Annotated in this window: 13 protein-coding genes; 5 read left to right on the forward strand and 8 right to left on the reverse strand. The window is 59.0% G+C overall.

The annotated features are described in order from the left end of the window. Positions 1–35: 35 nt before the first annotated feature. The 3 genes from IPP95_10525 (at position 36) to IPP95_10535 (ending at position 4,075) form a co-directional block, all read left to right on the forward strand. Positions 36–308: a hypothetical protein gene (locus IPP95_10525; protein QQS71618.1), complete on the forward strand. Its 273-nt coding sequence runs from the start codon at positions 36–38 to the stop codon at positions 306–308. Between the two features lie 68 nt (positions 309–376). Next, on the forward strand, positions 377–1,111 hold the full coding sequence (locus IPP95_10530) for a PKD domain-containing protein (protein ID QQS71619.1): 735 nt from the start codon (positions 377–379) through the stop codon (positions 1,109–1,111). Positions 1,112–1,177: 66 nt separating this feature from the next. Beyond that, positions 1,178–4,075: a PKD domain-containing protein gene (locus IPP95_10535; protein QQS71620.1), complete on the forward strand. Its 2,898-nt coding sequence runs from the start codon at positions 1,178–1,180 to the stop codon at positions 4,073–4,075. A 72-nt stretch (positions 4,076–4,147) separates the two neighbouring features. Here the strand turns inward: IPP95_10535 and ssb are convergent, their stop codons facing one another. Beyond that, complete coding sequence (gene ssb, locus IPP95_10540) at positions 4,148–4,507, reverse strand: single-stranded DNA-binding protein (GenBank protein ID QQS71621.1); 360 nt, start codon at positions 4,505–4,507, stop codon at positions 4,148–4,150. 208 nt (positions 4,508–4,715) lie between these two features. Here ssb and IPP95_10545 point away from each other — a divergent pair, with 208 nt between their 5' ends. Next, the gene (locus IPP95_10545) at positions 4,716–5,552 is read left to right on the forward strand and encodes a universal stress protein (GenBank protein QQS71622.1); all 837 of its coding nucleotides are present in this window, start codon (positions 4,716–4,718) and stop codon (positions 5,550–5,552) included. 126 nt (positions 5,553–5,678) lie between these two features. Here IPP95_10545 and IPP95_10550 read toward each other — a convergent pair whose 3' ends face one another. The 7 genes from IPP95_10550 to IPP95_10580 all read right to left on the reverse strand — a co-directional run bounded on the left by IPP95_10550 (position 5,679) and on the right by IPP95_10580 (position 11,898). Continuing rightward, a complete protein-coding gene (locus tag IPP95_10550) occupies positions 5,679–7,463 on the reverse strand; it encodes a SpoIIE family protein phosphatase (protein QQS71623.1) in 1,785 nt (594 codons plus the stop codon). 9 nt (positions 7,464–7,472) lie between these two features. Beyond that, a complete protein-coding gene (locus tag IPP95_10555) occupies positions 7,473–8,369 on the reverse strand; it encodes a tetratricopeptide repeat protein (GenBank protein ID QQS71624.1) in 897 nt (298 codons plus the stop codon). Positions 8,370–8,371: 2 nt separating this feature from the next. Next, complete coding sequence (locus IPP95_10560; protein ID QQS71625.1) at positions 8,372–8,971, reverse strand: YfiR family protein; 600 nt, start codon at positions 8,969–8,971, stop codon at positions 8,372–8,374. A 120-nt stretch (positions 8,972–9,091) separates the two neighbouring features. Continuing rightward, the gene (locus tag IPP95_10565; protein QQS71626.1) at positions 9,092–9,592 is read right to left on the reverse strand and encodes a ferritin; all 501 of its coding nucleotides are present in this window, start codon (positions 9,590–9,592) and stop codon (positions 9,092–9,094) included. A gap of 44 nt (positions 9,593–9,636) precedes the next feature. After that, the gene (locus tag IPP95_10570; GenBank protein ID QQS71627.1) at positions 9,637–10,200 is read right to left on the reverse strand and encodes an aminoacyl-tRNA hydrolase; all 564 of its coding nucleotides are present in this window, start codon (positions 10,198–10,200) and stop codon (positions 9,637–9,639) included. An 81-nt stretch (positions 10,201–10,281) separates the two neighbouring features. Continuing rightward, positions 10,282–10,923, reverse strand: a complete 642-nt coding sequence (locus IPP95_10575; GenBank protein ID QQS71628.1) for a 50S ribosomal protein L25 — start codon at positions 10,921–10,923, stop codon at positions 10,282–10,284. 15 nt (positions 10,924–10,938) lie between these two features. After that, positions 10,939–11,898, reverse strand: coding sequence for a ribose-phosphate pyrophosphokinase (locus IPP95_10580; protein ID QQS71629.1), 960 nt, complete (start codon positions 11,896–11,898; stop codon positions 10,939–10,941). 146 nt (positions 11,899–12,044) lie between these two features. On the opposite strand from IPP95_10580, the gene rnr reads away from it, so the two are divergent. Then, positions 12,045–14,363: a ribonuclease R gene (rnr, locus tag IPP95_10585; protein ID QQS71630.1), complete on the forward strand. Its 2,319-nt coding sequence runs from the start codon at positions 12,045–12,047 to the stop codon at positions 14,361–14,363. Positions 14,364–14,371 lie beyond the last annotated feature (8 nt).

The raw sequence follows: 14,371 nt of genomic DNA on the forward strand, positions 1-14,371 counted from the left end.
TCCTGGTGTCAGTGGCATCCTTCGCCCTTCCCTCCGTGGCCCAGAATACATGTGACAGCCTGAACACGGTGACCTTCACCTACCAGAGCGCAGGGGCGTACAGTTACCTGTTCACGCCGGTCCCACCTGTCTCCGGGGCGAGCATCCTGTACACGGAATGGGGTTCGGTGGTCTCGCTTTCACGGATTTCAGCCTGGCGCCCCAGCCTCAATACACCTTTCCCGGACCGGGAGAATACTTGGTCTGCATGCGCGCCACTGTACCGGACGGCCCACAAACCTGCCAGTCAACTCACTGTGAACTGCTGATGGTCCCAGATGATCCGGCCTGTGCATACCTAGTCCCCGATTTTACCATCAGTTCCCAAAGCGGGGTCTTGTATTTCATAGACCAATCCACGCCCAGCACGCCGATCACGAGCTGGACATGGGATTTCGGGGATGGCACCGGTTCAACCGAAATGGCCCCCGCGCACAGCTATACTGGTGCGGGGCCCTATCAGGCCTGCCTCACCGTGGTCACCGATAGCTGTAGTTCCACAGCCTGCAATTGGATCTATATGGGACCGACCGGTGTTCCCTGCGACACCCTATTGCTTCCGGTCATCGGCGTGATCCAGTATGAACGGACCATCGCGGTGTTCGATCAAAGCGTCACCTCCGGCATGAACTCTTCCATCACCTGGGATTTCGGCGATGGCACTACGGCCAACGGCAGTCCGGCCATTCACACCTATGGCGATAATGGCTACTACCAAGTTTGCGGAGAGGTGGACCTGTGGGGTCCCTTGGCACTGGACACCTGCACGGCTTCGGCTTGTACCGACGTCTCCACTTTCATTGCCACCGGGGTCGGGCCGCACAGCGCTCCTGAGGTTCTGCGCGCTTATCCCGTCCCCTTCACCGATGCGCTCACTGTTGAGGGAGCTGATGCCAGCGCGCGCTGGGAGCTGGTGGATGTACTGGGCCGTACCCTGCTGAACGGGGTCACAGCAGCTACCGGGCCGTTCACCATTCACGGAGGAAAGTTCGCCGCAGGCAATTATCTGCTCCGGTTGATCACCTCCACACATGTGAAAGTGATCCATGTGGTCAAAAGCTCCGGCAGATGAATTTTATGGCGTAGGCGTCATGGGCAGCAGCATTGTGCGTCATAGGTCCACCGAACCATCATGCCCATGCGGATCTTGTACACCACTCTCCTGCTTGCCGTTCTCTCTGCAACCGCGCTTGCACAAAATCCCTGCGACGATCTGAACGCAGGCTTCCAGGTGACCGTGGATGGACCGGTGGCCATCTTCCACACCGGAAGCAACTCCAACCAGCACTACATCTGGTACTTCGGCGACGGCACTTCCGGTGAAGGACCGCAGCCCGTGCATACGTACTCCGCGCCCGGCACCTACACTGCCTGCCTCGCGGCATGGGCTTGGAACACGCAGACACAGGACACCTGCTGGGCTGACCATTGCGAGACGGTCGTCATCACCGGCCCCGATCCGTGCGATCAACTCCAAGCCTGCATCCTGCCCATCGACCAGGACAACGGCAACTTCCTGTTCGAAAATTGCTCCACAGCACCTACGGGAGCGGTGTTCGAGTGGACTTTCGGCGATGGGACGGGAACTGCTGGATATCATGTCGAGCACCACTACGATCAGCCGGGAACCTACACCGTATGCCTCTTGGCCACGTGGGGCAACTGTGCCGAGAACGCATGCATCACTGTAGTGGTGGAGAACAATGCAAGTCCTTGCGATCAGCTCAACGCAGGCTTCCAGGTGACCGTGGATGGACCGGTGGCCATCTTCCACACCGGAAGCAACTCCAACCAGCACTACATCTGGTACTTCGGCGACGGCACTTCCGGTGACGGACCACAACCCGTGCATACATATTCCGCTCCCGGTACCTACACCGCCTGCCTCGCAGTGTGGGCATGGGACCCGCAGACGCAGGACACCTGCTGGGCAGACCATTGCGAGACGGTCGTCATCACCGGCACCGATCCGTGCGATCAGCTCAACACCTGCTTCATACCCAACGACTTCGGCAACGGCACTTGGTTCTTCGACAACTGCACCAGCGGGCCCATCGGTACCCAGTACTCCTGGAGCTTCGGCGATGGGACGAACAACACGGTGACCCATGCAGAGCACCATTACGATCAGCCGGGCACCTATACGGTATGCCTCACCGCCTACTGGCAGAACTGCGTGGACAGCACCTGCACGACGATCACGGTACCCGATAGCAGCCCGTGCGACGAACTCACTGCCGGGTTCGAAGCGTCATCGGCCGGCCTTGGTGTGAATTTCGCAAATGATGCGATCGAGCTTTCGTGGACCTATTTGTGGCAATTCGGGGATGGGACCACCGGTTCCGGACCGAACCCTTACCACACGTACCCCGGCTCGGACAGCTACACGGTTTGCCTGCTTGTTTGGGTTTGGGACCCCCTAACACAGGACACCTGCTTCGCCGACCATTGCCAATTGATCACGGTGGTGAATGACGACCCCTGTGCGGACCTGGAAGCCTGCTTCGTCCCGAACGACTTCGGCAACGGCACTTGGTTCTTCGACAATTGCACCAGCGGGCCCATCGGTACCCAGTACTCATGGAGCTTCGGTGATGGAACGAACAACACGGTGACCAATGCAGAGCACCACTACGATCAGCCGGGCACTTATACGGTATGCCTCACCGCCTATTGGCAGAATTGTGTGGACAGCACCTGTACGACGATCACCGTGGGAACGACCGACCCTTGCCTTGGTCTGGTCGCGGAGTTCACCTCCACCACGACCCCGAACGGAACACACTTCTCCAACGGCACCACCGGCACCGGCTTTCAGACCTCCTTCTTCTGGGACTTCGGTGATGGGCAGTCCAGCAACGATGCGCAGCCTTTCCATACATACTCCTCGCCGGGCACTTATGAAGCGTGCCTCCAAGTCCTGAGCGTCTTCCAACTGGCGGGCGGTGTGGTCCATACCTGCTTGGACACCGTGTGCCATGTGGTAGTGATCGGCACCACCGACCCCTGCGCCGGTTTCGACGCGACCATGACCTGGGACGGTGGTGCAGGCAACACCGTGCTCTTCGCCGGGACCACCAACCTGCCCGCCGACGGCTACATGTGGTATTTCGGTGACGGTACCGAGGGATACGACCAAACGACCTCTCACACCTATTCGGCATCGGGTACTTATGAAGTGTGCTTCGCGGCCTATATCTGGAACAGCCAGACCCAGGACACGTGCTGGACCGAGGCGTGCCAAACGATCACCGTGGGTAGCGGAGGGCCATGTGATCAGCTCAATGCCTGCTTCGTGCCCAACGACTGGGGAAATGGCAACTTCTTCTTCGACAACTGCTCAGTCGGGCCTTCGGGTACAGTGTTTGAGTGGGACTTTGGCGATGGAACGACAAGTACCGTTACCAATGTCGAGCACCACTTTGACCAGCCCGGCTCATACACCGTGTGCATGTTGGCCACTTGGGAAAGCTGCACGGATAGCACCTGCTTCACCGTAGTGGTGGAAGGCGGTGCAAGCCCTTGCGACAGCCTTAACGCCGGCTTCCAGATGACCGTCGATGGACAGGTCGCCATCTTCCACACCGGCAGCAACAATGGACAGCACTACATCTGGCACTTCGGTGACGGTGCTTCCGGTGACGGACCACAACCCGTGCATACATATTCCGCACCGGGTACCTACACTGCTTGCCTCGCAGTGTGGGCATGGGACCCACAGACACAGGACACCTGCTGGGCCGACCATTGCGAGACGATCGTGATCCTTCCCCTGGGTATTGCGGAAGCTACTTCCACAGGCGGACTTATGGCCTGGCCACAGCCCTTTTCCAACGGCTTGAGCCTTTCCGGCAGCGACCTGCACGGCCCATACCAAGTCTCATTGGTCGATCCGACAGGACGAGTAGTGGACGACCGACGTGTCGTGGTCCAAGGAAGCATGTTGCTCGATTATGGTTTCGTTCCACCTGGACCCTATTTCCTTCGCGTTCGGGGTATCACCACGAACAGGGCGATCCGGGTGCTGAAGTATTGAGACCCGTTTAAAATGCAACGAGGGCCGCAGCATCTGCCGCGGCCCTCGCCGTCTGTTCGTTGTGGTCGGGACCTATGCCGCCTCTGCGATCTCGGCGGTCTTCTCCATGATCTGGAAGGAGTTCATGACCACTTCCGTGAAATACCGTTTTTGCCCCTCCTTGGTCTCGTAGGACCCGTGGACCAAACGGCCCTCCAGCGTGATGCGGGCACCCTTGCTCAACTGCTCTGTGGCCTGATCCGCCAGCTTGCCCCATGCCACCACGCTGTGCCATTGGGTGTCATCTTTGGTTTGTCCATCCCCGTAGGTGAAGCGTTCGTTGGTGGCCACACTGAAGCGCACCTTCTTCTTTCCTCCGTCAAACTCCCTGAGGTCCGGGTCTTTGCCTAGGTTGCCCATCAGTTGTACGCGGTTCTTGATCATCGTTTCCATGTTTTCGGTGTTTTTTAGGGTTTGTGTTCCGATCGGTTTGTTTGGCCGCTGCAAACATTCAGCGGCCTTCCGACAGCATTCGACCAGTATGCGTTTATAGGCGTTCATAACCGTTTGTTGGGCGGTTTTTTTGACCAAGACCACTTGCTTCGACAGGTGGATCCCGCCCTATCTTAGCCGCCCACGTACGAAAAAGCACATTGCTGTCATGAGCGATAAGAAACGGATCTTGGTCCCCACGGACTTCACCAAAGTGGCGGATTGCGCCATGAACCATGCATCGGCACTGGCTGAACTGATGGACGCAGAGGTCAATATCCTCCACATCGTATCCAAACAGACGGAATTGGAGGAGGCCCGCCTGAAAGTGGGCATGGAAGTGGAGCGGGCCAAGCGCTGGAGCGACCGCGTGAAGGTGAAGCCCCAATTGCGGGTCGGGTCGGTATACGAGGAGATCGGGAATACAGCCTCTGAGATCGGTGCGGAACTGATCATCATGGGCACCCATGGGATGCGCGGCATGCAGTTCATCACGGGCAGCCGGGCCTTGCGGGTGATCACCAACGGCAATGTACCGTTCATCGTTGTGCAGGACCGCAACATCCGGGAGAACGGGTACAGCGATATCGTGGTCCCGATGGACTTACAGCGGGAAACGCGCCAAAAGGTGGCACTGGTGGCGGATATGGCAAGCTATTTCGACAGCAAGGTGCATGTGATCACCCCTCGGGAATCCGACGAATTCCTGCATAAGCAGCTGGAGAACAACATCCGGTTCGCCAAACAGTACTTCGGGGAGCGCCGGGTGGAGCTGGATGCCACGATCGCCGATGTGGACAGCGGCAGCTTCGTGGACGCCGTGGTGAACCATGCACGCAAAGTGGACGCGGACCTGATCGCCATAATGAACTTGGCAAAGGGCAACATCTTCGGCGTGTTGGGCGTGCCTTATGAGCAGGAGATCATCACCAACGAGGCGATGATCCCGGTGATGCTGATGAACCCGCGCGAATCCGCGGGCGGTGGTGGCTGGAGCTTCCAGTGATCCCATCGGGCAAGTCCATCACCTCATCGCGAGGTCGGTGCGAACCGAACAAAGATGCGATGCTGATCAGCGGTTACGAGGTAGCTCCTTGTAGCCGGACCCTTCGGTCGAGGCGCATTCGGTGTGCTATACCCGCATCCCCATGACCAAGATGTCGTCCACCTGTTCCTGAGTCCCCTTCCAATCATTGAACGCCTCGATCAGCAGGGCTTTCCTGCGTTCGGGCGTTTCGGGCGTGATCCGTACCAGCAGGTCACGGAATTGGCGATAGAAGAATTTCTTCCCCCTGGGCCCTCCGAACTGATCGGCATAGCCGTCCGAAAACACATAGGCGGCATCGCCTTTTTGCAACTGCACAGTGTGTCCAGTGAACACCTTGTCCTCCAAGGCGAACCCGCCGATCGGCATCTTGTTCGGTGCGAATTGCAGCACCTCTTTGCCCCGCACCACATAGAGCGGACAATTGGCCCCGGCGAACTCCAGCACTAATTCCTCCGGGTGGAACGTGCATAAGGCCATATCCATGCCGTCGCGGACATATTGGTCCCGGTCCTTGTGGAGGGTTTCATAGGCGATCCGGTTCAGCTGGTCCAGCACTTCGCTCGGCTTGGTGAGACCCCTCTCCTTCACCACCTGGTTCAGGCCGTTGTGACCCACAAGGCTCATGAACGCGCCGGGTACGCCGTGCCCGGTGCAATCCACAGCGGCAAAGACCGTCTTTCCATCAATGGGTTCCACCCAATAGAAGTCACCGCTCACAATATCCTTTGGCCTGTATAACACGAAACTCTCTGGCAGGAGTTCGCGGATGCGCTGGTCCAAAGGCAGGATCGACTCCTGTAACCGTTTCGCGTAACGGATGCTGTCCGTGACATTCTTATACAGCTCCACGACTTTCTTGCTCTGGCGCTCCACCTCGTCCTTCTGCCGCACCATTTCCTCGGTGCGCTCCCTCACTTTCTCCTCCAGGATGCGCTCCCTTTCACCGAGTTCCTTGCGCATCATCAACAAGGCATGGCCCAGCACATCCTCGTTGCTCAGGGGCTGGTATTCAGCCTTGAAGTCCCCCGCCGCCAAGGCGTGGGAGAAATCCGTGGTCCGCTTCAACCCCTCCACCAGGCCGGTCAATGCACGGGACATGTCGCCGATCTCGTCATTGCGCGGGACGATCCTGGCCCGCGGGAACACGCCACGGCCCAGCTGAAGTAGGATGCCCCGAAGGCGGTGGACGGGCCTGACGATGCCACGGACCAGAAGGAAGGCCAGGATGGAACCGATCACAACCAAAGCGGAACCCAAATAGAGCACGAAAAATTTCAATGAATTGAAGCTGCGGATCATGCCGTCCCGCAATGCCTCCCGCTTTCGGCCTTGCTCATTGAGAAGTACGTCCAGGTCTTCCAGCACCTTATCTGTTTGCGTGTCGAGGGTGCCGCCTTCCTCCGCCAGGTCCCGGGCATTGAAGTAAGCCACAGGATCCTTGTAACTCTCGAAGGTGGGGAGCATGCGCTTCACGCTGTCATGCATGGCGAAGAGCACGCTCATGTCCTGGAAGGCCCGGCTCATGGACGCCACCTCATCTTTGTCCCATGCGGACTGTAGCGTATCGATACGGTCGATGAGCGCCGGGAGGTCGTGCTCCGTCAATTGCAGCAGCGCGGTCTTTTCCGGGGCGTCGGGGATGCTCTCCACCAAGGCCCAGTGCTTAATGAGGGTCCGCGCGTTGACCACTAAGTTCCGCAGGCGCACCAAGGCGTCCACCGAGGGGCCATAAACATTGTTGATCTGGGTGTTGATCGAACGGCTGTTCTCGATCGTGCGGTTGGTGAGCAGCACCACCACCAACGCAAAAAAGATGAATAGGCCGAAGCTGATCCCGATCCGGCGCCCTATGGTCATCCGTATCCGCATGGTCAAGGGTCACTGGCCTTTCTCCTTTCGCTCGTCGTGTTCGAGCTCCTCGTACAGATGACGATAGTGCCTGCTCTGCTCATCGTCCTGAAGGCTGTAGTGGATCCCCTCAAGTCCCAGAATGGTCTCCTTCCGGTCCGGCCTCATCCGGTGTGCCTTGAGCATATAGGGCAGGGCCAAGGTGAAGAACTCCCGGCTCACCTCCTGGATCTGCTGGATGCTCGGTATGTCATTGTCCGCCGTGATCAGCTGGATATTGTACACGCCGCGGTTGTAGTACAGCGTGGCCAAGTTGTAGTTGGCACCGTAGTTTGAACTGTCCAAGGCCAGGACCCGCTTATAGGTATCCACGGCCTGGTCATACCGCTCCTGCCGCTTCCGGTCCTGGGCATATAGTTTCACATACACGGTCCCCAAGGCGTTCCCGAACTCGATGTCCCGTTCAGTGATCACGGTGTCCGGCGCCATGCGTCGCAAGGCCTCCCCGTACTTGTCGTAGAGCCCGATGGCCCGTGCGGGGTCTTGATCGTTCAGTGCGTGGGCGGCATCATTGTACATGGTCTTCGCCAAATAGTAATAGGCCGGCACACTGCTCTCGGTATATTGCTTTGTGCTGTCAGTAACGACCGCCGTGTACAAGCTGGCCAACGCTTCATCCCGCAACACATCGGCCTCCTCGCCTTTCGCGTCCTTGCACAGGTCCTTATATATGAAACCCCGTAATACCCAGAGCTCTGGCGAACGCGCCAAGACCTGGTCCGCCACAGCCTCATCCACCAACGTGCGGGCACCCTTCAGGTCACCGTCCCGGTACTTTTGGTTCGCCTTGCCAAGCAGGTCACCCTGGGCAACCGCCAAGGCCGTGAGGACCAAGGTGCATAGGAGTATGGTGAGTGCGCGTTTCATGGTCATTCCACTACTCGGTCCGCCAGTTGCTTCAACGTCAGCCCCACATCGATGTTCTGCTTGTTGGCGTTCACTACGCTGATCTCATATTTCAAGGTGTTCTTGGCGGTGACGAAGTTCACCACGGAGCCGCTGGCCAGTGCGTCGGGAAAATCGGTGATCACTAATGTTGACCGGGCATTGGCCTGCTTCATGATCCCGGGCAATAGCGCCCGGTCCTCCTCCGGTACGAACAGAATATGGCACCGGTCCACCTCTTGTGTCTCCGGTAGCTTCCGGACCTCGATGGGTTGTTTACCAATTGAACGGGTGGCGTACTTCTTAACGAGTTCCTGATAGAGGTTCCCGCTTCCCAGCACACCGATCACGAACGGCCCCCTCCGCAAGGCGGGCTCGCGCCACTCCACCAATTTGGCGATGTTGTAAATGTAGCTGGCCTGAATGATGGCGGTAGTGTCCTTGTCCGGTTCACGCTGGGCCGCGCCACCGAACAGAACGGAGGTCAGCAGCAGCAGCAGAACGGAGACCATTCGCCACAGGGCGGTCCGCCCGGCCGGGTGCGTATTGCGCCCTACGGAGAATGGAAAAATGCGGATCTTCATTGGCCAAGGAAGTGCCAAAGTAGCCCCCAGCAACATCAATGCCACCTATATGGAAACCCCGCTTTACACAGGCGGTTGTGTGTTGCCCCTTCCCGGATGAGGGCGGCCGGTCCGGACCGGTCAGGGTTTTGACGATGCGGCACCGCTCAGGTCGCGATCGAACAGGTACAGACCACCCTTGTCACTGCCGATCAGGTTAAGCTTGTCGAGCATGGTACGCGCCAAGCGCTCCTCTTCGATCTGCTCGGCCACATACCATTGCATGAAGTTGTGGGTGGTGTAATCCTTTTCCTTCAGGCAGAGGTCCACTATGCCATTGATCTCACCGCTCACCTCGACCTCCTGCTGCAGGATGCTCTTGAACACGTCCATGATGCCCTTCATTTCCTTGGGCGGCTTGGCCAATGCCGGTACCACCGCATGTCCGCCGCGCTCGTTGATGTAGCGCATCAATTTCAATGCGTGCATGCGCTCCTCATCGCTGTGGCTATAGAGGAACGCGGCAATGCCTTCCAGGCCCTGCACCTCCGCCCAAGAAGCCATGGCCAAGTACACTTGGCTGCTCATCGCCTCCTTCGCCACCTGCGCGTTCAGCGCGTTCTCCACCTTCTTCGATACCATCTTGGGGAATGTTTTGGGTTAGTGCGTGAAGGTAATCGATCCCGTCATCTTTTATTGAATCCGTTCATGGCCTGAGCGATCCCGAGCAGCCCGAACTGCAATACGGCCTTTCCTGACAGTTCGACCCGGTCGGGCAATGCCTCCTTTTCTTCATTGGTCCACGCACCCAGGACATACTCACTTTGCCTCCCTCGTGGGAATTCACCGCCGATACCGAACCGCAAACGCGGAAATGCCTCCGATCCCAGCAATTCGATGATGCTTGTAAGACCGTTATGCCCACCAGCCCCGCCGGAGCCCCGCAGCCGGACCTTGCCGAAGGGGAGCGCCAAGTCGTCGGTGATCACCAACAGGTGCTCTGGATCGAGACTTTCCTGATCCAGCCAATAGCGAACCGCTTTGCCGCTGAGATTCATGTAGGTCTGCGGCTTGATCAGCACGAAGGTGCGCCCCTTATGCTTGAAACGCGCGGTGTCGGCATAGCGGCCCGGGCTGAAGGAGGCGTCGAACGCATCCGCTAGGGTGTCCACCACTTGGAAACCAATGTTGTGCCGCGTGCCTGCGTATTCCGGCCCGGGATTGCCCAAGCCTGCGATCAGGTATTTCATGGATCGGCCGTGAAAGTACAAGCCCCGCACGAGGCGGGGCTTGCGGACGGAAAATTGGAAGCTGCTTCACGCAGCTCCAGATCATTTTTTGGCGGCTGCGGCGGGTTCCGCCTTCTTATCCGCGTCAACAGGTGCGGCAGCTCCGGCAGCGGCAGCGGTCTCGGCCGGGGTTTCTGCGACTTTCTTAGCCATTTTTACGCTGACCACCACATCATTGGGCTTCTCCATGATGGTGATCCCTGGCAGGCTCAGGTCGCTTACGCGGATGCTATCCCCCAGCTCCAGCTTGGTGATGTCCAGCTCGATCAGCTCCGGCAACGCATCCGGCAGGCCCTTCACGCGCAACTTACGCATGGTCTGGTTGAGCTTTCCGCCCATACGCACACCGGCACTTTGTCCCTTCAAGCGTACGGTCATGCTCAAGCGGGACTCCCTGTTCGCGATGGTCTCCAAGAAATCGGCGTGGATCACCGCGTCTGTCACGGGCTGGAACTGCTTGTCATGCAGCAATGCCGTGCGCTTCTCTCCATCGATGTCCAGCTGCACGCTGTATGCTTCCGGTGAGTGGACGATCTTGCTCAGCGCACGCTCGTCCACGCTGAAATGCACAACGTCCTTGCCGCCGTAGAGTACGCAGGGGACTTGCTTATTGCGGCGGACCTCCTTGGCACCGGTGGTGCCCTTTGTCTCGCGCTTGGTGCCGATGAGTTCGACGTTCTTCATTTTGACCTCGGGGTGTTATGCGATGATGAAGTGGCTGCTGATGCTCTCGTGATGCCGGACCCGTTGGATCACGTCGGCGAACAACTGCGCCACGGACAGTTGCTTGATCTTGGTTGATGCTTGAAGTTTTTCCACCGCTACTGGGATGGTATCGGTGACGATGAGCTCCACAAGGTCGCTGGCTTGGATGCGCTCGCAAGCGTCACCGCTCAGTACGGCATGGGTGCACATGGCGCGAACGCTGAGGGCGCCCTGCTCCACCATCATGGTGGCGGCCTTGGTCAACGTTCCGGCGGTATCCACCATGTCGTCCACGAGCACCACGTTCTTGCCGGCAACATCGCCGATCACCGTCATGCTGTCCACCTTGTTGGCCACTTTGCGCTGCTTATAGCAGATGGCCATGTCCACGCCCAAATGCTTGGCGTAGGCGTTGGCCCGCTTGGTGCCGCCGGTGTCCGGTGCAGCCATGATCAGGTCGTCGAGCTTCAGGCTTTGGATATGGGGCAGGAAGATGCTGCTGGCGAAAAGGTGGTCCACAGGCACTTCAAAGAAGCCCTGGATCTGGTCCGCGTGCAGGTCCATGGTCATCACGCGGTCCACGCCGGCGGCGGTGAGCATGTTGGCCACCAGCTTGGCACCGATGCTCACGCGGGGCTTGTCCTTGCGGTCCTGCCGGGCAAAACCGAAGTAGGGGATCACGGCTACGATCCGCTTCGCACTGGCCCGTTTGGCAGCGTCCACCATCAGGAGCAGCTCGAACAGGTTGTCGCTGGGCGGCATGGTGCTTTGCACAATGAAGACCACGTTGCCACGCACCGTCTCCTCGAAGCTGGGCTGGAATTCCCCATCGCTGAAGCGGCTTACGGTGACCTCGCCGAGCTTCTGCCTGCCTTCCACAGCAATACGCTCCGCGAGGTCGCGAGTGGCCGTGCCGCCGAAGATCTTTGCGCTATCGTGCTCGTTGTGGTCCATGCCGCTGGGGCCGAAGCCTCCGAAAAGGGCCGCAAATGTAATGATCCTCCGCCAGTTATCAACGATCGTTGATCGGATCTTTTATAACCCCGGAATGACCGCGTCCATGGGGACTTGCCGCGCAATTCTTCCCACCTTCGCACCCAATGAGTAAAAAGACCAGGGCACGGCACACGAACGGCCCCTCCCAACAAGGCCTGCTGGCCTTGGTCCGTGATGCTGGCGGCACCGGCATCACAGCCCAGCAACTCCTGTTGAAGCTCGGCTTGGACAAACGGGACCGCGAAGCCGTCCATGCCATGCTTTCCGACCTCATCGCCAAGGGAAAAGTGGAAAACGCGCCGCGCGGTCGCTTCGTGGCACATGGCGGACGCACAGACCCCGGAAAGCAGGTCGGCGGTACCGAGGCCACTATCGACATCATCATGAGCGGTGCAGGATATGCGCGCTTAGGCCCCGGAAAGGACGATGTGTACGTACCCGAAAACGCCGTGGGCACGGCACTGCACGGAGATAAAGTGCTGTTGCGCATCAGCAGCGGGCGCGGCCGGCCAGAAGGCAAGGTGCTGCAAGTGCTCGAACGCCGCCGCACCCGCTATGTGGGAAAAGTGGAGAATAAGGGTGCGCAGATGCTGCTCAACCCGGACGACCAGAAGATGAACCGCCCGTTATTGATCCGGCCGGACGGATTGAACGGTGCCAAGGTGGGCGAGAAAGTCATCGCGGAAATGGCCCCTTGGACCGATGCCCGTGAGATGCCGTGCTGCTCCGTGGTGCGCATCCTGGGAAAAGCGGGCGAGCACGAGGTGGAGATCCACGCCATCCTGGCGGAATTCGACCTTCCGGCAGAATTCCCGGCGGAAGTGGAGGAGGCCGCCGAGAATATCCCTTCCGGCATCTCCAAGGAAGAGATCGCCAAGCGCCGCGACGTGCGCAAGATCACCACCCTCACCATCGACCCGGACGACGCCAAGGACCTCGACGATGCCCTCAGCGTACGCAAACTGGAAAACGGGAACTGGGAGGTGGGCATCCACATCGCCGACGTGAGCCATTATGTACAACCCGGTGCCTTAGTGGACAAGGAGGCCGCAGCTCGCGCTACCAGCGTCTATTTGGTGGACCGCGTGGTGCCCATGCTGCCAGAGCACCTCAGTAACAACCTCTGCTCGCTGAACCCGCACACGGACAAACTCAGCTTCAGCGCCATTTTCGAGATCGATGACAAAGCCCGCCTGCACGGCGAATGGTTCGGCCGCACCATCATGAACAGCGACCGGCGATTTGCCTATGCCGAAGCACAGGCTCTCATCGACGGCGGTCAGGGCGAGTTCAAGGACGAGGTGCTCACATTGTACGAGCTCTCGAAGATCCTGCGGAAGGAGCGCATGGACAACGGCGCGTTGGAAGTAGGTGGCAACGAGGTGAAATTCAAACTGGACGAAAAGGGCCGCCCCATCGAGGTGTACGAGAAAGTGATGGGACCCGCAAACTGGCTGATCGAGGAGTTCATGCTGCTGGCGAACAAACGCGTGGCGGCCTGGGTCAGCAGTCGCAAGGGGGGTGCCCCGCCGTTCGTGTACCGCATCCATGACCTGCCAGACCCTGAAAAAGTGCAGCAATTGCGCGTACTGGCCAAGAGCTTCGGGCACAACTTGAAGACCGACGGAAGGCCGGAGGACCTGCCCAAGGCGATCAACCAGCTGATGCGTGCGATCAAGGGCACCGAGGAGGAGAACATCCTCAAGCAGGTCACCATCCGCAGCATGAGCAAGGCCATCTACAGCACGGAGAACATCGGGCACTATGGCCTGGCCTTCGAGGACTACACGCACTTCACCAGCCCCATCCGCCGCTACCCGGACCTGATGGTACACCGCGCCATGGCGCACTACTTAGCGGGAGGCAAGCCCTTGGACGTGAAGAAGCTGGACATCAGCTGCGCCCACAGCAGCGCCATGGAAAAGCGCGCCGCCGACGCCGAGCGCGCCAGCATCAAATTCAAGCAGGCAGAATACATGCTTGCGCGCGTGGGGCAGACCTTCGCGGGCATCGTCAGCGGCCTTACCTCCTGGGGCATGTACGTGGAGGTGATCGAGAACAAGTGCGAAGGCATGATCACGCTGCGCGACCTTCCCGGCGACCACTACAAATTCGAACAGGAGAAATACTCCGTGGTGGGCCAACGCACAGGGAGACGCTTCAGCTTAGGCGATGACCTGCAAGTGATGGTGCGCGGTGTGGACATGGAAAAGCGCGTGATCGACTTCTCCCTGGTGGATGACGGTCCGGTCAACATTCCGCCCGAACGGTCCTCCCGTGGCCAATGGGACGAAACCCGCCCCTACCCTGCCGGTGGCGGGAACGGAGCCAAGAAAGGTTTCCGCAGTCCGAAAGGAACGGACGCTAAAAAGGGGAGAAAGAGTGGTGGGAATTCGAAGGGAAAGGGGAAGAAGCGGAGGTAGATCGCTGA

The sequence above is a fragment of the Flavobacteriales bacterium genome, assembly GCA_016700415.1.
GTDB lineage: Bacteria > Bacteroidota > Bacteroidia > Flavobacteriales_F > PHOS-HE28 > PHOS-HE28.

Bases quoted from the DNA above. Each gene is read 5' to 3' on its own strand.
- IPP95_10535 (QQS71620.1), top strand. From the start codon at position 1,178: ATGCGGATCTTGTACACCACTCTCCTGCTTGCCGTTCTCTCTGCAACC.
- ssb (QQS71621.1), bottom strand. From the start codon at position 4,507: ATGGAAACGATGATCAAGAACCGCGTACAACTGATGGGCAACCTAGGC.
- IPP95_10545 (QQS71622.1), top strand. From the start codon at position 4,716: ATGAGCGATAAGAAACGGATCTTGGTCCCCACGGACTTCACCAAAGTG.
- IPP95_10550 (QQS71623.1), bottom strand. From the start codon at position 7,463: ATGCGGATACGGATGACCATAGGGCGCCGGATCGGGATCAGCTTCGGC.
- IPP95_10555 (QQS71624.1), bottom strand. From the start codon at position 8,369: ATGAAACGCGCACTCACCATACTCCTATGCACCTTGGTCCTCACGGCC.
- IPP95_10560 (QQS71625.1), bottom strand. From the start codon at position 8,971: ATGAAGATCCGCATTTTTCCATTCTCCGTAGGGCGCAATACGCACCCG.
- IPP95_10565 (QQS71626.1), bottom strand. From the start codon at position 9,592: ATGGTATCGAAGAAGGTGGAGAACGCGCTGAACGCGCAGGTGGCGAAG.
- IPP95_10570 (QQS71627.1), bottom strand. From the start codon at position 10,200: ATGAAATACCTGATCGCAGGCTTGGGCAATCCCGGGCCGGAATACGCA.
- IPP95_10575 (QQS71628.1), bottom strand. From the start codon at position 10,923: ATGAAGAACGTCGAACTCATCGGCACCAAGCGCGAGACAAAGGGCACC.
- IPP95_10580 (QQS71629.1), bottom strand. From the start codon at position 11,898: ATGGACCACAACGAGCACGATAGCGCAAAGATCTTCGGCGGCACGGCC.
- rnr (QQS71630.1), top strand. From the start codon at position 12,045: ATGAGTAAAAAGACCAGGGCACGGCACACGAACGGCCCCTCCCAACAA.